The organism is Streptomyces sp. NPDC007929 (assembly GCF_042959065.1).
In the GTDB taxonomy this organism is placed as follows: domain Bacteria; phylum Actinomycetota; class Actinomycetes; order Streptomycetales; family Streptomycetaceae; genus Streptomyces.
Genome location: NZ_JBIBKD010000003.1, coordinates 495,483 through 518,075, shown reverse-complemented (window position 1 = coordinate 518,075; position 22,593 = coordinate 495,483). Strand labels below are relative to the sequence as shown.

Here is a 22,593-nt window from a genome sequence, read left to right as displayed (position 1 = left end):
CTACGGCATACAAAGGGGTCGACACCCCGCGCCAACGGGGTACGGGGAGCGACTCCCCGTACCCCGCCGAGCGGACGTAACCCCGGGGGTTACCGCCTGCTTCGAGGCAGTCGCTCGTCAGCTGCTCTTGACCTTGATCTCGCCGCTGATGATCTTCTCCTTGGCCGTCTTGATGGCTGCCTGGAGCTCGGCGTCGTCCGCGAACTTCGGGTTGGAGTTCGACAGGCTCACCTCGCCGGTCTTCAGATCGCCACGAACGATACCGGTCTCGGGCTTGCCGTCCTCGACCGACTTCGCCAGGTTGTACACCGCCTTGGCGACGTCCTTCATCGCCGAGGTGAGGATCGAGTCCTTGTACTTGGCGAGGGCTTCCTGCTGGTACTGGTCGGAGTCGACACCGATGGCCCACACCTTCTCGGTGGCGGCGGCCTCGATGACACCCTGACCGGACAGGCCGGCCGCGGCGTAGACCACGTCGGCCTTCTTCTCGATCTGACCCTCGGCGGCCGTCTTGCCCTTGTCGGGGCTGGCGAAACCGCCCTCCTCGGCCGTCTGGGTGAGGTACTGGGAGAGCACCTTGACCTTCGGGTCGGTGTCCTTGACGCCCTGCGCGAAGCCCGCCTGGAACTTGTGGATCAGCGGGATGTCCACGCCGCCCACGAAGCCGACGACCTTCGTCTTGGAGGTCTTGGCCGCGGCGACACCGGCCAGGTAGGAGGCCTGCTCCTCGTTGAAGACCAGGTCGGCCACGTTCTTGGTGTTGATCGTGGCGTCGTCGACGATGCCGAAGGTGGTGTCCGGGAACTTCGCCGCGGCACCCTTCACGGCGGCGGCGTAGGCGTAGCCGACACCGATGACCGGGTTGTAGCCCTGCTTGGCCAGGGAGGCCAAGCGCTGCTCCTTGTCGGCGTTCGTCTCGCCCTCGGTGGGCTCCACGTCGGCCGTCTGGTACCCGAACTCCTTCTTCGCCTGCTCCAGGCCCGCGTACGCGGCGTCGTTGAAGGACTGGTCGCCCTTGCCGCCGACGTCGTACGCGATGGCGAGCCCCTTGTCGCCCTTCGAGTCGGACGACCCGGAGGTCGAGGTGCTGCCGCAGGCGGAGAGGGCGAGGGCCAGGGAGGCGGTCGCTGCGCCTGCGACCGTGATCCGGGAAATCCGGCGCATGTGTGGGTGCTCCTGTCGTACAACCGAGGTCGCACAGCGCCGGGACGGTTCAGCTTCAGCGCTGGCTTCGCCGCAGATTAACGCGCGTAGACCTGCCTGAAAACCCCTTCTGTCCACCTTGTTATGCGCCCGTGGCCAAGCCATCACCCGGACTTGGCGGGGGCGTTGCCTCCTGCGAACGAGGGGTGGCGCTGGGTGATGCGCTTTCGGCTGCCCCGGGGGCCGGAAACGCGGAGCGGGCGGACACCCTGGGGTGCCCGCCCGCTTCGGCTGTCAGGTCCGTCGGATCACTCCGTGTTGACCTTGATCTTGCCGTCGATGATCTCCTGCTTGGCCTTGTTCACGGCGTCCTGGAGACCCGCGACCTTCGCGAACTCCGGGTTGGACTCCGACAGGCCCACGCCGTTGACCTTCAGGTCGAAGGTCTGCGTGCCGGTCAGCGGCTTGCCGTCCTCGACCGACTTGGACAGGGCGAAGACCGCGCCGCCGACGTCCTTCAGCGCGGAGGTCAGGATGTAGTTCTTGTACGGGGCGAGAGCGGCCTGCTTGTACTGGTCGGAGTCGACTCCGATCGCCCAGACCTTCGCCTTGGCGGCGGCCTCGATGACACCCTGACCGGACAGACCGGCCGCGGCGTACAGCACGTCGGCCTTCTTCTCGATCTGGCCCTCGGCGGCGGCCTTGCCCTTGTCGGGGCTGGAGAAGCCGCCCTCCTCGGCCGTCTGGGTGAGGTACTGCGACAGCACCTTCACGCCGGGCTTGGTGTCCTCGACGCCCTGCTTGTAGCCGGCCTCGAACTTGTGGATCAGCGGGATGTCCACGCCGCCCACGAAGCCGACGACGTCGCTCTTCGTGGCCTTCGCGGCCGCGACGCCGGCGAGGTAGGAGGCCTGCTCCTCCGCGAAGACGAGGGAGGCGACGTTCTTGCCCTCGACGACCGAGTCCACGATGCCGAAGGTGGTCTTCGGGTACTTGGACGCCACGGCCTTCATCGCCGGGCCGTAGGCGAAGCCGACGCCGATCACCGGGTTGTAGCCCTGCTTGGCCAGCGACGCCAGGCGCTGCTCCTTGTCGGCGTTCGTCTCGCCCTCGGTGGGCTCGATGTCGGCCGTCTTGTAGCCGAACTCGTCCTTGGCCTTCGTCAGGCCCGCGAACGCGGCGTCGTTGAAGGACTGGTCGCCCTTGCCGCCGACGTCGTACGCGATGGCGACGCCGCGGTCGTTGCTGTCGCTGTCGCCGCTGTCACTGCTGGTTCCGCCGCAGGCCGTGGCGACGAGCCCGAGCGACGCGACCCCCACCGCGACACGGGTCAGTTTGGAAATCCGACGCATCTGAAGTTCCCCATTCTCCAAAGCCCCGCGATGGGTGCTCGGTTCGGCGCACATTAACGCGCGTAGACACTCCTGGGAACGGTTCGCCGCGGGGCCGTTATCCATTCGTGCCGATGGCCGGTTACGCCCTTGTGAACCACGGGATCGAACGGGGTCGAAAGGTGTAGTCGGGCACGGCGTGTGCCTACCTTGTGACGGGCACCAGGCTGCCGTTTGGGGGTGGGGTGCGCAACCGGAGCGTTTGGCGGGGGTGGTGGGTGTTGCTCCGGGTGGGTTATGTGGTTAGGGGGGCGTGGGGGTGAGGGATGGGGGGCGTGGGGTTGTCGGTCCGGTGCGGCGGCGTCGTGGCTTGTCGCGCAGTTCCCCGCGCCCCTGAGGGGCGTTCAGCGGAGGCCGTTGACCAGGGCTGCTGCTGTGAAGAGTTCCACTCCTACCGTGATGGCCGATTCGTCTACGTCGAAGTCGCCCTGGTGGAGGTCGCGGATCTGGCGTTCGCCGGGGGTGCGGACGCCCAGGCGGGCCATGGCGCCGGGGACGTGTTCCAGGTACCAGGAGAAGTCCTCGCCGCCGAGGCTCTGCTCGGTGCCCTCGACGGACTCGACTCCGCGTCGGGCGATCATGGCCTCGCGCAGCAGTTCGGTGACGCCGGGCTCGTTGACCACGGGCGGGACGCCGCGTACGTAGTTGATCTCCGACTTGGCGCGGTAGAGGTTGGCGATCTCGTCGATGGCCGCGACGACGACGTCGGGGGCCTGCCGCCAGGCCTCCAGGTCGAGGCAGCGCACGGTGCCGGAGAGCTCGGCGTGCTGCGGGATGACGTTCGGGGCGTGGCCCGACTCGACGCGGCCCCAGGTGATGGCGAGCCCGCTGCGGCTGTCGAAGCGCCGGCCGACCAGCGCGGGCACGTCGGTGACGACGCGGGCGGCGGCGGTGACCAGGTCGGTCGTGAGGTGGGGGCGGGCGGTGTGGCCGCCCGGGCCGTCGAGGCCGATCTCCAGCCGGTCACAGGCGGAGGTGATGGGCCCCTCGCGCAGACCGATCCTGCCCGCGTCCACCCGGGGGTCGCAGTGCACGGCGATGATCGCGCCCACGCCTTCCAGCGCCCCGCACTTGATGACGTCGGCGGCGCCGCCGGGCAGCACCTCCTCGGCGGGCTGGAAGATCAGCCGGACCGGGCGGGGCAGCGCGCCGCGCCGGTGCAGTTCGGCGAGGACCAGACCCGCGCCAAGGACGACGGTGGTGTGCACGTCGTGACCGCAGGCGTGCGCGCGGTCGGGCACGGTGGAGCGGTACGGGCACTCCGACTTGGTGTCCGGGATGGGCAGGCCGTCGATGTCGGCCCGCAGGGCGAGCATGCTGGGGCCTCCGTCCCACTGCTCGCCCTCCACGCCGATGTCACAGACGAGTCCGGTCCCCACGGCGAGGACGCGCGGCTTGAGGCCGGCCCGCTCCAGCCGCTCCTTGATCGCGGCGGTGGTGCGGAACTCCTGGTTGCCGAGCTCCGGGTGCATGTGCATGTCGCGCCGGAACGCGATGAGCTCGGCCCGCAGGGCGTCGGGCAGCGCACCGGGGAGTACGGCTCCACCGGGAAGATCGACCTCGGACTCCAGTGACATCAGTGGCTTCACCCTTTGAAGGGTAGGGCGCCGAGGCGGTCGACCGACCCTGGATCAACAAAACTTCAACCCGAAAGGGGAAGAAAATATGACCGCCGGACGCATAGCTATCAATCGAGATGGGTAAACTGACCGGCTTTTCGGGCCGGACCGGCGCACCCACCCCCCGGAGTGTGACTTCGGCCACATGGGCGTCACGACTCCGTTCTCCATCCATCCTCTCCACGGATACCACGCCCTGCGCGGCGAACACGGGCGTGTTCATCTGCCGGACGGCGTCCCCGCTAGTCTGCGCCCCGTGTCCGCCCCCGAGTTCTTGCAGTCGACCCAGGCCTCGTACGACGCCATCGCCGACGCCTACGCCGCCGAGCACCCCGACAGCCTGGCGGGCAGACCGCTGGAGCGGTCGCTGCTGACGGCCTTCGTGGAGCTGGTCCGGGCCCCCGGGGTGCCGGGGACGCCGCCGGTCGCGGACGTCGGCAGCGGGCCGGGGTATGTGACGGCGCGGCTGCACGAGGCCGGGCTGGCGGTGTTCGGGGTGGACGCGTCGCCCCGGATGGTGGCCCTGGCCCGCCGGGCCCACCCGGAACTGCGCTTCCACGTCGGTTCCATGACCGCGCTCGACCTGCCGGACGAGACGCTCGGCGGCATCGTCGCCCTCTACTCGATCATCCATGTGCCGGACGATCACCTGCCGGCCGCCTTCGCCGAGTTCCGCCGTGTGCTGCTGCCGGGGGCGCCCGTACTGCTCGGTTTCCAGTCCGGGGACGAGGACGGGCAGCTGCGCCTGACCGAGCGCTACGGGCGGGAGATCGCGCTCGACTACTACTGGCGCACCCCGGACACGGTCGCCGCGCACCTCGTGGCGGCGGGCCTGGAGCTGTACGCCCGTGTCCTGCGCGAGCCCGGCCCCGGGGAGAAGCTGCCGCGCGCGTTCCTGCTGGCCCGCAGGCCCGGGCCGGTGCCGCGGGAGGGGTGAGCGGGGCGCGTCAGGGCGCTGCCGGGCCGACCAGACCGGTGGAGGGCGGCGTGGCGGCGAGGGGTGGTGTGGCGGTGAAGGGCGGTGTGGCGGTGAAGGGCGCCGGGCCGGACGGGCCCGCCGCGTGCGTCGGGTCCGGAGCCGCCGGCGACAGCCGGTGGACGTCCCGGGCCGTGTCCGTGACCCCGGACAGGAAGCCCTGGGCCCGCGGGGAGGCGTGCTCGGTCAGCCAGGCGGGGTCGATGTCGCAGACGGCGACCCGGACGTCCGTGCCGGACAGGGCGAGCGGGAGGGTGTGGACGACCGTGGAGGGGAAGCTGAGGATCGTCCGGCCGATGGGGCCGCGGCGGGCGATCAGTTCGAGGGGGAGTTCCGGGCGGACGATCTCCAGGCCGGTCCTGGCCGCGAGCCGGTGGAGCTTGGTGGTGCTCTCGCGGCGGTGGGCGAAGTAGCGGGTGACGCCGTGGGCCGTGGCCAGGGCGTGGACGGCGTCCAGATAGCGGCCGTCGTCCACGACCCCGGTCTCCACCAGGGACGTGCCCACCAGGTCCGCGCCCTTGGTGATGCGGGGCGGGCCGAAGCGCGTGCGGGTCCAGGCGAAGGTGTGGGCACGCACGGTCACGCCCGCCGGGGTGTCCTCCATCGGCATGGAGGAGAAGATCTCGACGCGGCGGCGCTCGCCGGGGGTCAGCCGACGGCGGGCGGAGGCCGACACCGGCGCGAAGATCACGTCCCGTGGGCCGGGGCGGCCGCCCTTGCGGTGCCAGCGCACCAGGCGTTCGCCCCGGGCCAGCTGCCCGACGAACTCCATCGTCGCCGTGCCGTCGTCGACGACGACCAGGTCCCGGGCCCGGGTGATGGTCAGCAGCAGCTGGACGTAGCGGGAGAAGGGGTCCCCCAGTACGACCCGGTGTGCCCTGCGGAGCGGGCCGGTCAGGCCGCCGACGGTCTGGAAGGGCGCCAGGGGACCGCCGCGCGCCTCCTCCCAGCGGACCTGGTGCCCCTCGTCGCGGGCCAGGTCGGACATCCGCCGCAGCTGGCCGCGCGTCATCGGGTCGAGGGGTGACAGCACCACGAGGGTGAGGCCCACGCCGGGCGCGTGCGCGTGCGCCCACTCCAGCACGTTCAGCAGCTGTACCGGGCTCTCGACGAAGGCGAGAGTGTGGGGGCCGGCGTTCCCGGCGCGGGGGCTCATCGACGTACGACCGTCCCGTGTGGTGAGGGGGGGTGATCGGGGTGGGGCTCAGACGCCGACCGGCTCGCCCGCCGCGTCGGCGATCTCCGCCTCGGCGACCACACCGCTGACGCGGCGCAGCTTCTTCATCGGGCCGAGCTCGGACTCGTAGACCTTCTTGACGCCGTCGCCGAGGGAGTTCTCGATGGTGCGGATGTCGCGGACGAGGCGGGTGAGGCCCTGCGGCTCCACGGAGGCGGCCTGGTCCGAGCCCCACATGGCGCGGTCGAGGGTGATGTGGCGCTCCACGAACGTGGCGCCCAGGGCGACGGCGGCGAGGGTGGTCTGCAGGCCGGTCTCGTGGCCGGAGTAGCCGATCGGGACGTTCGGGAACTCCTGCTGGAGGGTGTGGATGACGCGCAGGTTGAGCTCCTCGGCCTTGGCCGGGTAGGTCGACGTGGCGTGGCACATCAGGATGTTGTCCGAGCCGAGCACCTCCACCGCGTGGCGGATCTGCTTCGGCGTCGACATGCCGGTGGACAGGATCACGGCGCGGCCGGTGGAGCGCAGGGCGCGCAGCAGCTCGTCGTCGGTGAGGGAGGCGGAGGCGATCTTGTGGGCGGGGACGTCGAACTTCTCCAGGAAGGCGACGGCCTCGGTGTCCCACGGGGAGGCGAACCAGTCGATGTTCTTCGACGTGCAGTAGTCGTCGATGGCGCGGTACTCGTCCTCGCCGAACTCCACGCGGTGGCGGTAGTCGATGTAGGTCATCCGGCCCCAGGGGGTGTCGCGCTCGATGTCCCACTGGTCGCGCGGGGTGCAGATCTCCGGGGTGCGCTTCTGGAACTTGACGGCGTCGCAGCCGGCCTCGGCGGCGGCGTCGATCAGCTTGAAGGCGTTCTCCAGCTCGCCGTTGTGGTTGATGCCGATCTCGCCGCAGACGTAGACCGGGCGGCCGGGGCCGACCTCGCGAGTACCGAAGCGGCGGATGCGGGAGTTGGTGCTCATGGCTCAGCTGTCCTTACCTGGTGAGGGAATCGAGAGAGGGGCCGAGGATCCAGCTGGCGATCTCTCGGATCGCGCCGTCGCCACCGGGGACGGTGGTGACCGCGCGTGCGGCGCCGCGCACGACGTCGTGGGCGCTCGCGACCGCCACGGGCCAGCCCACGAGGGCGAGGCACGGGAGGTCATTGACGTCGTTGCCGACGTAGAGCACGCGCTCCGGCGCGATGCCCTGCTCCTCGCACCACTGCTTGAGTGCGAGGTCCTTGCGGTCGATGCCGTGCAGCACCGGGAGCCTCAGCTTCCGGGCCCGGGCGGCGACCACGGGGTTCTGTTCCGTGGACAGGATCAGCATCTTCAGGCCGCTGTCGCGCAGGGCCGCGATGCCGAGTCCGTCCCCGCGGTGCACGGAGACGAACTCCCGTCCGTCGGAGTCGATCAGCACCCGGTCGTCGGTCTGGGTGCCGTCGAAGTCCAGGACGACCGCGTCGATGTCGTCGGTGGTGGGGAGCGCGCCGGGCCGGTTCGCGTCGAGGAGCGGGGCGAGGGCCCGGGCGCGGGCGAGGTCGTGCGGGTCGTCGATCTCCAGCACCCGCGCGGGGTCGGTGCGGACCAGCTCGGTGCGGCCGAAGAAGCGGTGCCGGTGCTCGCGGAAGCCGGAGGCGTCCATGGCGTAGGCGGCGCCGGTCTCCAGCAGGTCCTGGGGGCGGTCCTGGCGGCGGGGCCGGAAGGACTTGTCGTGGTTGACGCCGTAGCCGCCGGGGGCCTCCGTGGGTGAACCGGCGGCTACGGCGTCCTCGGCGGTCTCGGCGTCCCGCCAGACGAACCCGTGGAAGGGGGCCACCGTCACCGCCGTGTCGGCGCCGTTCTCGGCGATCGCGCCTGCGACCCCGTCGATGTCCTCGCGGACGAGGAACGGGCTGGTGCACTGCACGAGCAGGACGACGTCCACGACCGCGCCGTGCAGGGCCTCGTGCGCGTCCACGGCGTGCAGGACGGCGGCCTCGGAGGTGGCGGTGTCACCGGCGATGGCGGCGGGCCGCAGCACCACCTCGGCGCCGGCCTGCCGGGCCGCGGCGGCGATGGCCTGGTCGTCGGTGGAGACCACGACGTCGGTGACCAGCCGGGCGGCCCGGCACTCGCGCACCGCGCGCGCCACCAGCGGGACGCCGCCGACGGGGAGGAGGTTCTTCGCGGGGACGCCCTTGGAGCCGCCGCGGGCGGGGATCACCGCGAGCACACGGCGCACGGCGGCGCTTTCGCCCGCTTCCGGTCGGGGCATGGGGTCTTCTCCTTGGACAACGGGGACAAGGGCCTGGGGGCGGTGGCTCACAGCTCGCCCATCCGCCGGATGACGGGCGCCACGCGCTGAACGCCGTGCCGGTAGGCGCCGCGCGCGGCCCGGCGCACGATCTGCCGGACCGGTCCGGGTTCGCGGTCGGCGGCGGGCGCGCCGGGCAGCGGGGTGCCGTCGGGGCCGAGGTGGTGGCGGGCGAGGATCCCGGGGAGATAGCCGGGGGCGGTGCGGGGTGTGTAGTACGGGGTCAGCGGGGGCAGGCCGCCGGGCCGGTCGAGCAGTTCGGCGATGCGTGCGCGGGCCGCGTCGAAGGCGGAGGCGTACGAGCCGTCGGTGGCGACGCCCTGCCGGGTGACCCACTCCTCGTCCGGTGTGGGCCGGTGCCCGGCGTCGAGCCGGTCCCAGGAGGCGAGGCAGCCGGAGCCCACGAAGTGGTGGTTGCCGAGGGACTCGCGGACGCCGAGGTCGGTCAGCACCACCGTCGGGATCCGGCGGTGCAGCGCCTCCAGGGCGGCCGTGGAACTGACCGTGACCAGCAGGTCGGTCCGGTCCAGGACCTCGCCCATGTTGCCGTACACCAGGCGGAAGTTGGCGGGCGGATCAAGGCTCCGCACCAGCTTCTGGTACGGCAGTTCCTCGATGTGCGTGGTGTGTTCGCCGGGCTTGGAGCGCAGCTTCAGCAGCACCTCGCGCTCGGGGTGCCGGCGGGCGTGCCGCACCAGCCGGTCCAGCAGGTACGCACGGTCCGTGCGGCCGGCCGGGACGGAGGGCTGGGCGGCGAACACCACCGTGTAGGGGTCGTGTTCGCCCCCGTAGGGCGCGCCGCCGAGGAACGGCAGGGCCACTTCGGTCACCGCGGAGGAGTCGGCGCCGACTCCTTCGTAGACGGCCCGGAAACGCTCCGCGTCCTGGCGGGAGTTGGCGAGGACCAGGTCAGCGCCGTGCCGCAGCAGCAGGCCGTCGGCGAGCTTCTCGTAGACGACGCCGACGTAGCCGGTGACGACGACGGGCCGCGTGGGGCGGTGCTCCCAGACGCGTGCCAGGCCGTGCAGCATCGCCTGCACTCCGCCGCCGACGAGGGAGAGGACGAGGATGTCGTACGGCTCCTCGGCCATGGCGCGCAGGAACTCGGCGGCGGTGACCTCCCGCAGCGAGTCGGCGCGTACGCCCACTTCCTCCAGCTGGCGCGGGGTGGGCGTGGCCCGGCCGCGCAGCAGGAACCCGTCGAGCAGGTGGCCGCCTTGCGCGCCGGGGCGCGCCGCGGTTTCCATGGACGGTCCCGGGGCGATGCGGTCCGCCGTCAGCGCACCCCATTTCCATCGGGTGTCGCTGTCCGCGAGGACCGCGATTCGCAGGCGTTTCGATGTACTTGCTGGCACGTCGACGACGCTAGGAAGCGAATTCTAGGTATGGCGGAACCACGACTCAACGAAAAGTTAACAACAGCCCACCGAGAACCGAACTGGCCTGCTGGGGGCCGGAAAGTACACGGGGTGCACCGTTCTGACACACGGAGTTCACCCGGTGTACCTTCCTCGGAAAGTTCCGCTGCCGGGCGGGTCTCCTAACGTTTTGCGGGTGCCCAAGCTTTCCGTGATCGTGCCGTTCTACAACGTGCAGCAATACGCCCCCGACACCCTCAGAAGTCTTCGGTCGAATGCCGACCGCGATTTCGAGTTCATCCTGGTCGACGACCATTCGAAGGACGGAACCCCGGCTGTTCTCGAGCGAGCGGCCGAGGACCTCTCACAGGTCGCCCAGGTGCGCTACATCCGCCATGAGCGCAACGGTGGGCTCGCCACCGCCCGCAACACCGGCCTGGACGCGGCGCGGGGCGAGTACCTGACGTTCCTGGACGGCGACGACTGGCTGGCCCCCGGCTATCTCGCCGAACTGGTGTCCGCGATGGACGACTTGGGGTGTGACTTCGTGCGCACCGACCATGTGCAGGCCACCGCCCGGGCCCGTTCCGTGAGCAGGGTGCCGATCGGCCGGCGCCGGGAGGTGTTCAGCCCGCGTGAGGCGATACTGCCCGCGCACCGCTCGACCTCGGTGGACTACGCCTACGCCTGGGCGGGCGCCTACCACCGCCGTCTGGCCGACCGGGGCCTGCTGCACTTCACCGACGGGCTGCGCACGGCCGAGGACCGGCCGTGGATCTGGAAGCTGCACCGGGAGGCGGAGTCGTTCGCCGTGGTGAGCCTGCTGGGCGTGTTCTACCGGCGCGGGGTGGCCTCGTCCCTGACACAGATCGGCGACGTCCGCCAACTCGACTTCATCCGCGCCTTCGACCAGGTGATCGAGGAGACGGCCGCTGACCGGGACGCCGACCTGCTGCTGCCGAAGGCGGTGCGGACGTACTGCGCGATCATCGCCCACCACCTGTCCCACGAGGACCGGTTCGAACCGGCCGTGGCCCGGCAGCTGCGGTCGATGAGCGCGGCGGCCATCAAGCGCATGCCGCAGGACGCGCTCCGTGACGCACTGGAGGCCATGGACATGGACCGTTCGGCCAAGCTGCGGCGGCTGCGACGCCGGGTCACCACGACGGGAGCGGCCGCCTGATGCCCGGGACCACTCAGATCTTCTGCGCCTCGACGCTCTACGGCGTCGCCACCCTGGCCGCCGCGATCGACTCCGGCCTGTTCGAGGAGCCGGACCGCCGGGTGCTGCTGGTGTTCAACAACGCCGCGACCCCGGAGACCACTCCGGCCCTCGACGCGATGCCCGGTTTCGCGCCGCTGCGCGAGCACTTCGACGAGGTGCTGTCCTGGAACGAGGCGATCCGCCCCTTCCACCCCGGGGCGTGGGCGCCGCGCGCCGACGACGTCCCGCTCTTCGAGCGCCATCTGCGGCTGCTGTGGAACCTCGGCGACGACCGGGTGAGCCTGGTGCTGGAGTCCCTCCAGGTGGCGCCCGCGCTGACGGTGGCCCAGCTGTTCACCGACGCGCCCGTCGACGTCTACGCCGACGGGCTGATGAGCTACGGCCCCACCCGCAACAAGCTCGACCCGCTGGTCGGCACGCGCGTGCGGCGGCTGCTGCACCTCGATCTGGTGCCGGGGCTCACGCCGATGCTGCTCACCGAGTTCGGTGTGCCGGCGCACCTGGTGCCGACGCCCGCGTTCCGCAAGGTGCTCGGCGAGGTCACCGGGACGGTCCCCGAACTGCCGGACGTGCCCGGCGACTCGGCGCTGCTGCTCGGCCAGTACCTCTCCGCGCTGGACATCCTCTCCCCCGAGGAGGAAGAGGACCTGCACGTGCGGATGATGCGGGGCGCCGTCGACCGCGGCCACCGCACGGTCGTCTTCAAGCCCCACCCGACCGCACCGGCCCGCTACGGCCGCGCCCTGGAGACCGAGGCCGAGAGGCTCGGCGTGGACCTCACGGTGCTGGACACGCCCGTCCTCGCCGAGGTGCTGTTCGACCGGGCCCGGCCCGCGCTGGTCGTCGGCTGCTTCTCGACCGCGCTGTTCACCGCGTCCGCGTTCTACGGCCTGCCGGTCGCCCGTATCGGCACCGAGCTGCTGCTGGAGCGGCTGACGCCGTACCAGAACAGCAACCGGGTGCCGGTCACGCTGGCGGACGCGCTGCTGCCCGGCCTGGAGAGCGGCGAGGACGGCGACGTCCTGCCGGGCGAGCTGCTGTCCGGCCTGCTCACGGCCCTCGGGTTCACCATGCAACCGCGGATCCACCCGGACCTGCGCCCGCGGGCCGAGCGGTTCCTCGCCCGGCACCTCGGTCCGCGTACCCGGCGCTACTTCAAGAAGCGCCGCCTCACCGCGCTCGGGCTGCCGGGGGGCGTTCCGCGGCGGCTGGCGTTCCTGCCGCGCAACTCCACGGCACGCCGGGTGGTCCGGCGGGCCCGGGCCCTGCGCAAGGCGGTACGCCGCTGAGCCGGTCCCGGCACCCGGACGACACCCGGACGGGCGAGGCCCGTCGCCGCCGCACGTGATCCCGTCAACCGCCGTCCCTCGTGACCGGCGCCCGCCCACCGGCGGCCCGGGCGAAGGACGTCCGAGCCCCACAGAGGTTTCCAGCGTGACCGAGACGGTCGTCAGCACCCGCAAGCAGCCACCCGGTACCGCCGTGCCGGCCGAAGCGCCCGGGGCCAGGCCCGTCCCACGGCGCGCGAAGGACTCCGGCGGACGGCTGCGCGCCCTCGACGGACTGCGGCTGGTGGCCGCTCTGATGGTGGCGGTGTACCACTACGGCGGCCGCGACGGCGAGGTCGCCCGGGCCTGGGGCACCTCGCCCCAGGAGCAGTTCCCCACCCTGCACCCGTTGTTCGCCTACGGCTGCCTCGGCGTCCAGGTCTTCTTCGTGATCAGCGGTTTCGTGATCTGCATGAGCGGCTGGGGCCGTTCCCTGACGTCGTTCCTCGCCTCCCGCGCCGCCCGGCTGCTGCCCGCGTACTGGGCGGCCGTGCTGCTGGTGACCGGCGTGTTCGCACTGCCGGTCGTCGTCTTCGAGGCCGTGTCGCCGAGCGACGCCCTGGTCAACCTGACGATGCTCCAGATGCCCCTGGGCGTCGACCGGGTGCTCGGGGTGTGCTGGACCTTGTGGGCGGAGGTCCGCTTCTACGCCCTGTTCGCCCTGTGCGTCGTGCTGCCCGGCGCGAACCGCCGCCGGGTGATCATGTTCTGCGCGGGCTGGACGGCGGCCGCGGTGATCGCCGAGAACGCGAACACGCCGCTGCTGGACATCGTCCTGATGCCCGAGTACGCGCCGTTCTTCATCGGCGGTGTCGGCCTCTACCTCGTGCACCGGGACCGGCGGGACGTCCACGGGTGGGGCATCGTGGCCGTGAGCTGGCTGATCGGCCAGCACTACGCGGTGCGGGGGCTGTGGCACGCCCCGGACCCGGAGGCCTTCTCCTACCGCTCCTCGTTCGGGATCGTCGCCGTCGTCACCCTCGGCTTCGTGGCGGTGGCAGCGATCGCGCTGGGCCTGCTGAGCCGGGTGAACTGGCGGTGGCTGACGGTCGCGGGCGCGCTGACGTACCCCTTCTATCTGGTCCACGAGCATCTCGGCTGGGTGGTGATCCACGCCCTGCACCGCGGCCTGGGAGTGCCCTCGGGGGTGACGTTCGCGCTCACGGTGGCGTCAATGCTGCTGCTTGCGTGGTTGCTGCACAACTATGTGGAGAAGTCCCTGACGCCCCGGCTGCGGACGGCGCTGGCGAAGACCCGCTGACCCCGTTCACGGGGCGTTCAACCGGCCGTCGGTTCGGGCAAGGCGCGAGGAGAAGGCTCGTCTCATGACCATCGCACAGACAACCGACACGTACCCCGGCGAACTCGCCGACGTCCCGGGCTGGTTCCCGGCGCTGGACCAGATGCTGTTCACCTGGTTCCTCGAACAGCAGAAGCGGTCCGGCACCAAGGGCGACCTGCTGGAACTCGGCGTCTACATGGGCAAGAGCGCGATCCTCCTCGGTCACCACCTCCAGGACGGTGAGCAGTTCACCGTCTGCGACCTCTTCGAGGGCGACGCCCCCGACGACGCCAACCAGGCGGAGTCGGCCCAGTCGTACTCCTCGCTCACCCAGCAGGCCTTCGAGCGGAACTACCTCTCCTTCCACGACACCCTGCCGACGGTGATCACCGGCCCCAGCTCCCTGGTGGACGAGAAGGTGGCCCCGGACAGCTGCCGCTTCATCCACATCGACGCCTCGCACCTGTACGAGCACGTGTACGGCGACATCGGCGCGGCCCACGACATCCTGCTGCCCGACGGGGTCGTGGTCCTCGACGACTTCCGCTCCGAGCACACCCCGGGCGTCTCGGTCGCCGCCTGGGAGGCCGTCCTCAACCGCGGACTGCGCCCGATCTGCCTCAGCACGCAGAAGATGTACGCCACCTGGGGCGACCCCGCGCCGCTCCAGGAGGAGCTGCTGGAGATGCTGCGGCAGCGCTCGGACGTCGGGCTGAGCGTGCAGGAGGCGGCCGGGCACCGGCTGATCCGGACCCGCTCCCGGAGCATGAAGCCGCCGGCCTTCCCGCGCTCACGGCACTACGTGGCGCCGGTGCCCGCACCGGCGCCCACCCCCGAGGTCACCGAGACGCGGGCGGCCGGCCCGGCCCGCCCCGCCCCCTCCCGGGCCCGCCGGCTCGCCAAGGACCTGCTGCCGCCCGTGGTCCTCCGTACCGTACGGCGGGCCCGCGCGAAGCGGTCCCGAGGCGCCGGACCGGGTCATGAGACCCCGTAGCGCGCCCCGATCCCCTCGATCACGAGGGCGAGTCCCTCCTCGAAGTGCCGGTCGTAGTCCTCGAAGATCTCCGCGCCCGCCTGGGCCGACAAGGGAAAGTCGGCCATCAGGCGGGCGCGTTCGTCCATGTCGTAGCCCTCGCGGCGCTCGCCCGGCAGGGGCTGGACGCCCTGTTCCTCGGTGACGAAGCCCAGTGTGTACAGGTAGGCCGTGGTGAGCGCGCGGGCGGCCTGGGCGAGGGTGAGCCCGGCGGCCGTGAACAGGCGCAGGTTGTCCTCCATCGGCCCGGCATGCTCGATGCCGGTGAAGCGTGAGCCGCTGAAGACCTTCGCGCCGTCCCGGTAGCCGAGCAGGGCCGTGCGCAGTCCCCGGTTGGACTTGAGCAGCCGTTCCCGCCAGGTGTCGGACGGGTCGAGGGCGGTCCCGGCGACCATCCGGCGGAACATCTCCGTCGCCATCTCGTCGAGCAGCGCCTGCTTGTCCTTGAAGTGCCAGTAGAGGGCAGGCGCCTTCACGTCCAGCTCCCGGGCGATGGCGCGCAGGGTCAGGCCGTCCAGGCCCACCTCGTTCAGCAGCCGCAGCGCGGTGTCCGCGACCCGGCGGCGGTCCAGGGGCTCGCGTCGTTCCGTACTCACGCTTGACAACTTAACACCGTTAAGGCAACCCTCGTGGGGCGGAGCTACTTAACAGCGTTAAGGACGGGTGGCCGATGACGATGCCGACGGACACGGACGTACTGGTGGTGGGAGCGGGCCCGACGGGCCTGGCACTCGGGATCGACCTCGCCCGGCGGGGCGTGGCCGCGCTGGTCGTGGAGCGGGAGCCGACGCTGTTCCCCGGCTCGCGCGGCAAGGGGCTCCAGCCGCGCACGATGGAGGTCTTCGACGACCTCGGTGTACTGGACGCGATCCGGGCCGGGGGCGGCACCTACCCGGTGGGGATGATCTGGCAGAACGGCGGGCGGGCGGGCGAGCACCGGATGTTCGACGCCGCCGAGCCGACCGAGGACGCGCCCTACAACGAGCCGTGGATGGTCCCACAGTGGCGCACCCAGCAGATCCTGCGGGCCCGCCTGGAGGAACTGGGCGGCGAGGTGGCCTTCGACCGGGAACTCGTCGCGCTGACGCGGCACGAGGACGAGGGTGGGGTGGGCACGGAGGTCGGGCCGGGCGAGGGCGTCGTCCCCGGGGTGCGTGCGGAGTTCGCCTCGGGTGAGGTCGTGACCGCTCGGTACGTCGTGGCGGCCGACGGTGGGCGGTCGACCGTGCGCCGGCTGCTCGGCATCGGCATGACCGGCGAGACCGTCGACCCGCACCCCACGCTGGTGGCGGACGTCCGGATCAGCGGCCTGGACCGGGACAACTGGCACGTCTTCCCGCCCGGCGAGGCGGACGGCTTCCTCGCGATCTGCCCGCTGCCCGGCACCGAGGACTTCCAGCTGGTGGCGCGGTTCCCGGAGGGTACGGCCCCGGACCTCACCCTGGAGGGCGTCCGCAAGGTCGTCGCCGCCCGCTCGCACCTCGCGCCCGAGTCCGTGACGGAGCTGCGCTGGGCCTCGGACTTCCGGCCCCGGGCGGCCTTGGCGGACCGCTTCCGCTCCGGGCGGGTCTTCCTCGCCGGCGACGCGGCGCACGTGCACTCCCCCGCCGGTGGCCAGGGCCTCAACACCAGCGTCCAGGACGCCTACAACCTGGGCTGGAAGCTGGGCGCGGTGCTGCGCGACGGCGCGGACCCGGCGCTGCTCGACTCCTACGAGGAGGAACGGCGGCCCGTCGCCGCCGAAATGCTCGGCCTGTCCACCCGGGTGCACCGCGGCGAGACCCGGCGCGGCGAGGCGACCCGCCAACTCGGGCTCGGCTACCGGGAGTCTCCGCTCACCCGCGAGACCCGGACCGACCCGGGCACCCCGCGGGCGGGCGACCGCGCACCGGACGGCAGGGTGGACGGCGTCCGGATCTTCGACGCGTTCCGCGGCCCGCACTGGACGCTGCTGGCCCTGGGAGACGCCCAGGCACCGGACCTCGGCGCCGGGATCCCGGTCGTACGGGGGCCCGCACCCGGCGCGTACGGGCCAGGTCTGTACCTCGTCCGCCCCGACGGTTACATCGGCTGGGCGGGAGAGACAGCGGCCGGACTCCCGGAGTACCTGGCCCGCTTCGGCCGGTGCTAGCGCGGCCGCGCTAGGAACTCGCCAGCGACAGCTTCACCGCGAAGCCCAGGAACAGCGCGCCCGCCGCCGAGGTCGCCCCGGCCGACAGGCGCCTGCGGCGGCGGAAAGCCGCGGCCAGCCTGGTGCCGCCGAATATCAGGGCGCTGAGGTAGAGCACGCTCGCGAGCTGGGCGAGGACGCCCAGGACGACGAAGGACAGGGCCGGGTAGGCGTACTGCGGATCCACGAACTGCACGAAGAAGGCGACGAAGAAGAGGATCGCCTTGGGGTTGAACAGGCTGACGACGAAGGCACGGCGGAACGGCCGCTCCTCGGCGGCCACGGGCGCCTCACCCTCGGCGGTCCGCTCGCCGCGCGTGCGCCACATGCCCCACGCGGCCCGCAGCATGCCGATGGCCAGCCAGGTCAGATATCCGGCCCCCGCGTACTTCACGAGGGCGAACAGCACGGCGTTGGCCTGGAGCAGCGAGGCCACCCCGGCCGCGGACAGCGTCATCAACACGGTGTCCCCGCACCAGACTCCGGCGGAGGCGGTGTACCCGGCACGCACGCCACGGCGGGCGGCCACCGACAGCACGTACAGCGAGTTGGGCCCGGGCAGCAGAATGATCAGGACGAGGCCCGCCAGATAGGTGGGCAGATCGATGACACCGAACATGCGCACGAGTGTCGCACGCAGGTCCGACATCGCCGCCCCGGCCGTCGCTCAGAAGGCGTCGGTCGGGATGTACGCACCCCACACCTCACGCAGCGCGCCGCACACCTCGCCGACGGTGGCCCTGGCCCTGAGCGCCTCCTTCATGGGGTGGAGCACGTTGTCCCGGCCCTCGGCGGCCTTCTTCAGGGCCGCCAGGGCCGCGTCGACGACCCGCTGGTCGCGCCCGGCGCGCAGGGCGGCCAGGCGTTCGGCCTGGCGGGCCTCGATGGCGGGGTCGACGCGCAGGGGCTCGTAGGGCTCCTCCGTATCGAGCCGGAATCGGTTGACGCCGACCACGACCCGTTCGCCGGAGTCGGTCTCCTGGGCGATGCGGTAGGCGTTGCGCTCGATCTCGTTCTTCTGGAAGCCCCGCTCGATCGCCTCGACCGCGCCGCCCAGCTCCTCGACCCGGCCCATCAGCTCCACGGCCGCGGCTTCGACGTCGTCGGTCAGCTTCTCGACGGCGTAGGACCCCGCGAACGGGTCGACGGTGGCGGTCACGTCGGTCTCGTGGGCCAGGACCTGCTGGGTGCGCAGCGCCAGCCGGGCGGACGTGTCGGTGGGCAGGGCGATGGCCTCGTCGAAGGAGTTGGTGTGCAGGGACTGCGTGCCCCCCAGCACCGCGGCCAGGCCCTGGACGGCGACCCGGACCAGGTTCACCTCGGGCTGCTGGGCGGTCAGCTGCACCCCGGCGGTCTGGGTGTGGAAGCGCAGCATCATCGACTTGGGGTCGCGCGCGCCGAACTCCTCGCGCATCACCCGGGCCCAGATCCGCCGCGCGGCACGGAACTTGGCGACCTCTTCCAGCAGGGTGGTGCGGGCCACGAAGAAGAACGACAGGCGGGGCGCGAAGTCGTCGACGTCCATGCCCGCGGCGACGGCGGTGCGCACGTACTCGATGCCGTCGGCCAGGGTGAAGGCGATCTCCTGCGCGGGCGAGGCCCCCGCCTCGGCCATGTGGTAGCCGGAGATGGAGATGGTGTTCCACCTCGGCATCTCCGCCCGGCAGTACCGGAAGATGTCCGCGATCAGCCGCAGGGACGGCTTGGGCGGGAAGATGTAGGTGCCGCGGGCGATGTACTCCTTCAGCACGTCGTTCTGGATCGTGCCGGTCAGCCGGTCCGCGGCGACGCCCTGCTCCTCGGCGACCAGCTGGTACAGCAGCAACAGCACGGCGGCCGGGGCGTTGATCGTCATCGACGTCGAGACCTGCTCCAGGGGGATCCCGTCGAACAGCACCCGCATGTCGTCGATCGAGTCGATCGCCACACCCACCCTGCCCACCTCGCCGTGGGCGAGCGGGGCGTCGGAGTCGTGGCCCATCTGGGTGGGCAGGTCGAAGGCGACCGACAGTCCCGTCGTGCCGTGCGCGATCAGCTGCCGGTAGCGGGCGTTGGACTCCGCCGCCGTACCGAAACCGGCGTACTGCCGCATCGTCCAGGGGCGGCCCGTGTACATCGACGGATACACACCCCGGGTGTACGGATACGCCCCCGGCTCCCCCAGCTTCTCGGCCGGATCCCAGCCCTCCAGGGCCTGTGGCCCGTAGACCGGCTCGATGGGCAGTCCGGACTCCGACTCACGCGCCATGGTGGTGTGCCTTCCGAGAGCTTGTGACCTGGGGCCTGTCGTCTGGATCAGCCCGCAGACGCGGGGCCTGGCACGGGCATCTGCCGCGTTGTCGTCACTCGCCGATGCTCCGCATCGACTCCCTCCTCCGCCTTGCAGCTACCCGCACCAGGCCCCGCTCACCGGCGTTGACCAGCACCGCCGACTCCCTGCGACCTGATCCAGACGACAGGCCCTAGCTCACCACCATGCCCCGTGGTTCGCGAGCGGTCACGTCCGGGGAACATCTCAGGTGACATCCGGGCACACCGGTGAGACGAGCGGGGGGCCGTGTGCGTACCACGGGCATGGGAAGAGCGTTCGTAGCGGGGCTCGCCGTGCTGGCCGCGCTGACCGGCTGCACCGTGCAGACGCCCGACGGCGAGAAGCGCCGCTCGCCGGTGCACATCGAACTGCCCGGCGGAACCCCGGCCCCGGCCCGCTCGCCCGCCGGGGGCGGCGGCACTCCGAGCGCCGCGCCCACCGCGGACGACGACAAGCCGAGCGCCGCACCCGCCCCGGACGACGACGAGCCGAGCGCCGCACCCGCCCCGCCCCGCGTGCTGTGGTCGCGTGGGGACACCGGCCGGGACGTCCGGGAGCTCCAGGCCCGGCTGCGGCAGGTCGCCTGGCTGTTCGAGGGGCCGACCGGGACGTACGGCGAGCAGACGGAGCGGGCGGTCAGCGGCTTCCAGGGCAAGCGCGGGCTGCCGCGCACCGGGAAGACCGACGCCGTCACCTGGCAGCGGCTGGTGGGCATGACGCGCGAGCCGGGCCGGTGGGACCTGTATCTGATGGGCGGCCAGCAGGCCGATCCGCCGGACGCGCGCTGCCGGACCGGCCGGGTGCTGTGCATCGACAAGACCAGCAGGACGCTGCGCTGGATGATCGACGGCCGGACCCTGTCGACGATGGCGGTCCGCTTCGGCTCGAAGGGCACCCCGACCCGGGAGGGCGTCTTCTCCGTCTACTGGAAGTCCCGCGACCACGTCTCGACGCTCTACGACTCGCCGATGCCCTACGCGATGTTCTTCAGCGGCGGCCAGGCCGTGCACTTCTCGGCGGACTTCGCCGCCCGGGGCTACGCGGGCGGCTCGCACGGCTGCGTCAACGTCCGGGACGAGCCGGCGATCGCGGAGCTGTTCTCCCAGGTCCGCAACGGCGACCGGGTCGTCGTGTCCTGGTGACGGCGGGGAGAGGGAGTAAGGGGCGCGGGCGGGACCGGGGGAACGTGTCCCGCCCGCGCTCAGGTGCACGAGCCGTAGGTACGGGGGGAACCCCGGCTCTGTGCGACGGCCGATGACCAGTCGGCTCACTCATTACTGCGCCGGGGCGGCCGAAAACGTCACACCGTCGGCCAGGAGATTTTCAGAGAGGGCGAAACCGCAGGTCGCAGCGGTGCGAGAGAGGTGCGCAGGCCCTCCTCGCGGTCCGCGTCGGCACCGTCGTCGTCCCGCTTCCCGGCGCGATCCCCCGACTGCTTCCCGGACTGCTTGCCGGATTCCTTCCCGGACCGCTTCTCGGATCCCTTCTCCGCCTTCCGGCCGGCCTTGCCCCGCTCCCGGTCGTCGTCCCGGCCGGATCCCTTGCCGTGGTGCCGGCCCTTGTCCGCGTGGTCGTCGCTCCCGTGCCCGCCGGAGCGCGGGGCCGAGGCCAGGACGCCCTTGCAGTACTTCCCCACCCGCAGGCCGTCCGCCGCGTCGCGCAGGGCACGTCTGCGGTCGTGATCCAGCCGCTTGCCGTCGCGCAGTTCGCGGCAGGCCGCGGTGATCTCCGCGCGGCGATCGCCGGAGCCGTCCTTGCGGCCGTCCGGCTTCGCGGCCGCGTCGTCCCGCCCGGTGTCCCGGCCGCCGGTGCCCGCCCCGCCCTTCGAGGAGTCGCCCGGGGCGTCGTCGGGGGTGGAGCCGCCCTGCGGGGCGTCGCTCGGGGGCGGCGACACCATCGGGCGTTCGGGGTGGGTGACGGAGGCCGAGACGGAGGTGCCGGGTTGGGGCTCGTCACCGCCGAACGGTGCCTTCAGGGCTCCGGTTCCGGCCGCGAGGGCCGCGCCGCCGACCATGCCGACCGCCAGCACGGCGGCCAGCGCGAGGCGTGCGGGACGGGCCCGGCGGCGCGGCCGGGCGGGGGCGGCGGCGCCGTCGCCGGGGGTGCCGATCCGGACCAGTCCGGCGTCGGGGACGCCGGCCGCCGCGCTGGCGCCGGTGGCCGCGAAGGCCGAAGCCGCGTCGGCGCGTTCCGCGCGCGCCTTGCGGAACGCGGCCATCGCGGCGGCTTCGCCGGGGAGTTCATCGCTGGTCAGCGGGGGTGTGGCGGACAGTGCGCGGAGGGTCCTGGCGAGGTGTTCGGCCTGCTCACGGCCGGCGCCTTCGACAGCTTCGGGTGGCTCTCCGCTCAGCAAACGCTCCGCCGTTTCGCGGTCCAGCCACCTGTACTGCTCGTCGGCCATCACACATCCTTCTGCGTCCGCGCGACGCTGTGCGTCACACCTGCGGACGTCACGGCACCGCCACGCGGTTCTCGCTGGGGCGGCAGGGCGTCGAGCACCCCGGCGGATTCCGGATCGGCCTGAGGGTCGTCGCCGAGGAGTTCGGCGAGCCGCTTCAGACCTCGGTGCGCCGCCGTGCGGACCGCGCCGGGGCGCTTGCCGAGCGTCTGCGCGGCGGTCTTCGCGTCGAGCCCCACCACCACGCGCAGCACGACCGCTTCGGCCTGGTCCTGCGGCAGCCGGGAGATCAGGGAGAACGCGCCGTCGGTGGCGAGCGCCTCGATGGCCTCGCCCGCGGTGTCCGACTCGGCGGCCCGGCCGGTCAGCTCGGTCTCGTCACCGCCGATCGCGGGCCGGCGCCCGCGCATCCGTATGTGGTCCAGCGCGCGGTTGCGGGCGATCCGGGCGGCCCAGCCGCGGAACCGGTCCGCGTCGCCGGTGAACCGCTCCAGATCGCGGGCTATCTGAAGCCACGCCTCGGACGTCACGTCCTCGGCGTCGGGGTCGCCGACCAGCGTCCGTACGTACCCGAGCAGCCGCGGATGCACGGTGCGGTACACAGTCCGGAACGCGTCCTCGTCCCCGGCCTGTGCCGCGCGCACCGCGGCGGTCAGCTCCGCGTCGTCCCCCAGCACCGCGCGCCCTTCTGCGCCTGAACCGGTGCCGCTCTCGCGGACCGGGATCTCGCCGTCGTGGTTGCTCAATTGGTGGTTGCGGTATCAAGACCGCAGGTGGTTGCGGTGGTCGTACCGCCTTCGCGTTGGCGCGAATGGCACGTTACGACTTCAAACCATGCCCCGTCCATGTCCGTCCGGGATGCAACTGAGCCGTGACGCAGCGGGGTGTGACACAAAACGCA

At 71.9% G+C, this 22,593-nt stretch carries 19 protein-coding genes; 7 read left to right on the top strand and 12 right to left on the bottom strand.

Annotated elements, in window-relative coordinates:
* Positions 1 to 117: 117 nt before the first annotated feature.
* The 3 genes from ACFZDE_RS12010 to ACFZDE_RS12000 all read right to left on the bottom strand — a co-directional run bounded on the left by ACFZDE_RS12010 (position 118) and on the right by ACFZDE_RS12000 (position 4,111).
* A complete protein-coding gene (locus ACFZDE_RS12010; RefSeq protein ID WP_390993464.1) occupies positions 118 to 1,164 on the bottom strand; it encodes a BMP family ABC transporter substrate-binding protein in 1,047 nt (348 codons plus the stop codon).
* 287 nt (positions 1,165 to 1,451) lie between these two features.
* A complete protein-coding gene (locus ACFZDE_RS12005; protein ID WP_391199588.1) occupies positions 1,452 to 2,495 on the bottom strand; it encodes a BMP family ABC transporter substrate-binding protein in 1,044 nt (347 codons plus the stop codon).
* Positions 2,496 to 2,878: 383 nt separating this feature from the next.
* Positions 2,879 to 4,111 (bottom strand): amidohydrolase, encoded by a 1,233-nt coding sequence (locus tag ACFZDE_RS12000; protein WP_391199914.1) that lies wholly within the window; start codon positions 4,109 to 4,111, stop codon positions 2,879 to 2,881.
* 289 nt (positions 4,112 to 4,400) lie between these two features.
* Here ACFZDE_RS12000 and ACFZDE_RS11995 point away from each other — a divergent pair, with 289 nt between their 5' ends.
* Positions 4,401 to 5,090, top strand: coding sequence for a methyltransferase domain-containing protein (locus ACFZDE_RS11995; RefSeq protein ID WP_391199912.1), 690 nt, complete (start codon positions 4,401 to 4,403; stop codon positions 5,088 to 5,090).
* Positions 5,091 to 5,100: 10 nt separating this feature from the next.
* Here the strand turns inward: ACFZDE_RS11995 and ACFZDE_RS11990 are convergent, their stop codons facing one another.
* From ACFZDE_RS11990 to ACFZDE_RS11975, 4 genes are read right to left on the bottom strand one after another with little or no spacing between them, the layout of a single operon-like run.
* Positions 5,101 to 6,285, bottom strand: a complete 1,185-nt coding sequence (locus tag ACFZDE_RS11990) for a hypothetical protein (RefSeq protein WP_391199587.1) — start codon at positions 6,283 to 6,285, stop codon at positions 5,101 to 5,103.
* 48 nt (positions 6,286 to 6,333) lie between these two features.
* A complete protein-coding gene (locus tag ACFZDE_RS11985; RefSeq protein WP_391199586.1) occupies positions 6,334 to 7,272 on the bottom strand; it encodes an N-acetylneuraminate synthase family protein in 939 nt (312 codons plus the stop codon).
* Positions 7,273 to 7,285: 13 nt separating this feature from the next.
* Complete coding sequence (locus ACFZDE_RS11980; RefSeq protein WP_390993456.1) at positions 7,286 to 8,548, bottom strand: cytidylyltransferase domain-containing protein; 1,263 nt, start codon at positions 8,546 to 8,548, stop codon at positions 7,286 to 7,288.
* A 47-nt stretch (positions 8,549 to 8,595) separates the two neighbouring features.
* On the bottom strand, positions 8,596 to 9,942 hold the full coding sequence (locus tag ACFZDE_RS11975; protein WP_391199585.1) for a DUF6716 putative glycosyltransferase: 1,347 nt from the start codon (positions 9,940 to 9,942) through the stop codon (positions 8,596 to 8,598).
* A gap of 199 nt (positions 9,943 to 10,141) precedes the next feature.
* On the opposite strand from ACFZDE_RS11975, the gene ACFZDE_RS11970 reads away from it, so the two are divergent.
* The 4 genes from ACFZDE_RS11970 (at position 10,142) to ACFZDE_RS11955 (ending at position 14,774) form a co-directional block, all read left to right on the top strand.
* Positions 10,142 to 11,128: a glycosyltransferase gene (locus ACFZDE_RS11970; RefSeq protein WP_390993452.1), complete on the top strand. Its 987-nt coding sequence runs from the start codon at positions 10,142 to 10,144 to the stop codon at positions 11,126 to 11,128.
* Positions 11,128 to 12,459, top strand: a complete 1,332-nt coding sequence (locus ACFZDE_RS11965; protein WP_391199583.1) for a polysialyltransferase family glycosyltransferase — start codon at positions 11,128 to 11,130, stop codon at positions 12,457 to 12,459. Before ACFZDE_RS11970 ends, ACFZDE_RS11965 begins: the two co-directional genes overlap by 1 nt.
* Before the next feature lie 145 nt (positions 12,460 to 12,604).
* Positions 12,605 to 13,759, top strand: a complete 1,155-nt coding sequence (locus tag ACFZDE_RS11960) for an acyltransferase family protein (protein WP_391199582.1) — start codon at positions 12,605 to 12,607, stop codon at positions 13,757 to 13,759.
* Between the two features lie 64 nt (positions 13,760 to 13,823).
* Positions 13,824 to 14,774, top strand: coding sequence for a class I SAM-dependent methyltransferase (locus ACFZDE_RS11955; protein WP_391199581.1), 951 nt, complete (start codon positions 13,824 to 13,826; stop codon positions 14,772 to 14,774).
* On the opposite strand, the gene ACFZDE_RS11950 is transcribed toward ACFZDE_RS11955, so the two are convergent.
* Positions 14,759 to 15,409 carry a TetR/AcrR family transcriptional regulator C-terminal domain-containing protein gene (locus tag ACFZDE_RS11950; RefSeq protein WP_391199580.1) on the bottom strand — a complete coding sequence of 217 codons (651 nt, stop codon included), beginning with the start codon at positions 15,407 to 15,409 and terminating at the stop codon, positions 14,759 to 14,761. The two genes, ACFZDE_RS11955 and ACFZDE_RS11950, sit on opposite strands and share 16 nt — an antisense overlap.
* An 80-nt stretch (positions 15,410 to 15,489) precedes the next feature.
* Here ACFZDE_RS11950 and ACFZDE_RS11945 point away from each other — a divergent pair, with 80 nt between their 5' ends.
* Complete coding sequence (locus ACFZDE_RS11945) at positions 15,490 to 16,944, top strand: FAD-dependent monooxygenase (protein WP_391199911.1); 1,455 nt, start codon at positions 15,490 to 15,492, stop codon at positions 16,942 to 16,944.
* Between the two features lie 10 nt (positions 16,945 to 16,954).
* Here the strand turns inward: ACFZDE_RS11945 and leuE are convergent, their stop codons facing one another.
* A complete protein-coding gene (leuE, locus tag ACFZDE_RS11940; RefSeq protein ID WP_391199579.1) occupies positions 16,955 to 17,602 on the bottom strand; it encodes a leucine efflux protein LeuE in 648 nt (215 codons plus the stop codon).
* Between the two features lie 48 nt (positions 17,603 to 17,650).
* Entirely contained in the window at positions 17,651 to 19,231 is a 1,581-nt protein-coding gene (locus ACFZDE_RS11935) for a methylmalonyl-CoA mutase family protein (protein ID WP_391199577.1), read from the bottom strand.
* 326 nt (positions 19,232 to 19,557) lie between these two features.
* On the opposite strand from ACFZDE_RS11935, the gene ACFZDE_RS11930 reads away from it, so the two are divergent.
* Complete coding sequence (locus ACFZDE_RS11930; RefSeq protein WP_391199575.1) at positions 19,558 to 20,436, top strand: L,D-transpeptidase family protein; 879 nt, start codon at positions 19,558 to 19,560, stop codon at positions 20,434 to 20,436.
* Positions 20,437 to 20,594: 158 nt separating this feature from the next.
* Here ACFZDE_RS11930 and ACFZDE_RS11925 read toward each other — a convergent pair whose 3' ends face one another.
* Together ACFZDE_RS11925 and ACFZDE_RS11920 are read right to left on the bottom strand one after the other, a co-directional pair.
* Positions 20,595 to 21,695 (bottom strand): hypothetical protein, encoded by a 1,101-nt coding sequence (locus ACFZDE_RS11925; RefSeq protein ID WP_391199573.1) that lies wholly within the window; start codon positions 21,693 to 21,695, stop codon positions 20,595 to 20,597.
* Positions 21,695 to 22,369, bottom strand: coding sequence for a sigma-70 family RNA polymerase sigma factor (locus tag ACFZDE_RS11920; RefSeq protein WP_390993941.1), 675 nt, complete (start codon positions 22,367 to 22,369; stop codon positions 21,695 to 21,697). The genes ACFZDE_RS11925 and ACFZDE_RS11920 overlap by 1 nt, the downstream gene beginning before the upstream one ends.
* Between the last annotated feature and the right edge of the window lie 224 nt (positions 22,370 to 22,593).

What these genes read in the sequence shown, in the direction of transcription:
- leuE (WP_391199579.1), bottom strand. Translation starts at nt 17,602, where the DNA reads ATGTTCGGTGTCATCGATCTGCCCACCTATCTGGCGGGCCTCGTCCTG.
- ACFZDE_RS11930 (WP_391199575.1), top strand. Translation starts at nt 19,558, where the DNA reads ATGGGAAGAGCGTTCGTAGCGGGGCTCGCCGTGCTGGCCGCGCTGACC.
- ACFZDE_RS12000 (WP_391199914.1), bottom strand. Translation starts at nt 4,111, where the DNA reads ATGTCACTGGAGTCCGAGGTCGATCTTCCCGGTGGAGCCGTACTCCCC.
- ACFZDE_RS11955 (WP_391199581.1), top strand. Translation starts at nt 13,824, where the DNA reads ATGACCATCGCACAGACAACCGACACGTACCCCGGCGAACTCGCCGAC.
- ACFZDE_RS12010 (WP_390993464.1), bottom strand. Translation starts at nt 1,164, where the DNA reads ATGCGCCGGATTTCCCGGATCACGGTCGCAGGCGCAGCGACCGCCTCC.
- ACFZDE_RS12005 (WP_391199588.1), bottom strand. Translation starts at nt 2,495, where the DNA reads ATGCGTCGGATTTCCAAACTGACCCGTGTCGCGGTGGGGGTCGCGTCG.
- ACFZDE_RS11925 (WP_391199573.1), bottom strand. Translation starts at nt 21,695, where the DNA reads ATGGCCGACGAGCAGTACAGGTGGCTGGACCGCGAAACGGCGGAGCGT.
- ACFZDE_RS11980 (WP_390993456.1), bottom strand. Translation starts at nt 8,548, where the DNA reads ATGCCCCGACCGGAAGCGGGCGAAAGCGCCGCCGTGCGCCGTGTGCTC.
- ACFZDE_RS11935 (WP_391199577.1), bottom strand. Translation starts at nt 19,231, where the DNA reads ATGGCGCGTGAGTCGGAGTCCGGACTGCCCATCGAGCCGGTCTACGGG.
- ACFZDE_RS11990 (WP_391199587.1), bottom strand. Translation starts at nt 6,285, where the DNA reads ATGAGCCCCCGCGCCGGGAACGCCGGCCCCCACACTCTCGCCTTCGTC.
- ACFZDE_RS11965 (WP_391199583.1), top strand. Translation starts at nt 11,128, where the DNA reads ATGCCCGGGACCACTCAGATCTTCTGCGCCTCGACGCTCTACGGCGTC.
- ACFZDE_RS11945 (WP_391199911.1), top strand. Translation starts at nt 15,490, where the DNA reads ATGCCGACGGACACGGACGTACTGGTGGTGGGAGCGGGCCCGACGGGC.
- ACFZDE_RS11985 (WP_391199586.1), bottom strand. Translation starts at nt 7,272, where the DNA reads ATGAGCACCAACTCCCGCATCCGCCGCTTCGGTACTCGCGAGGTCGGC.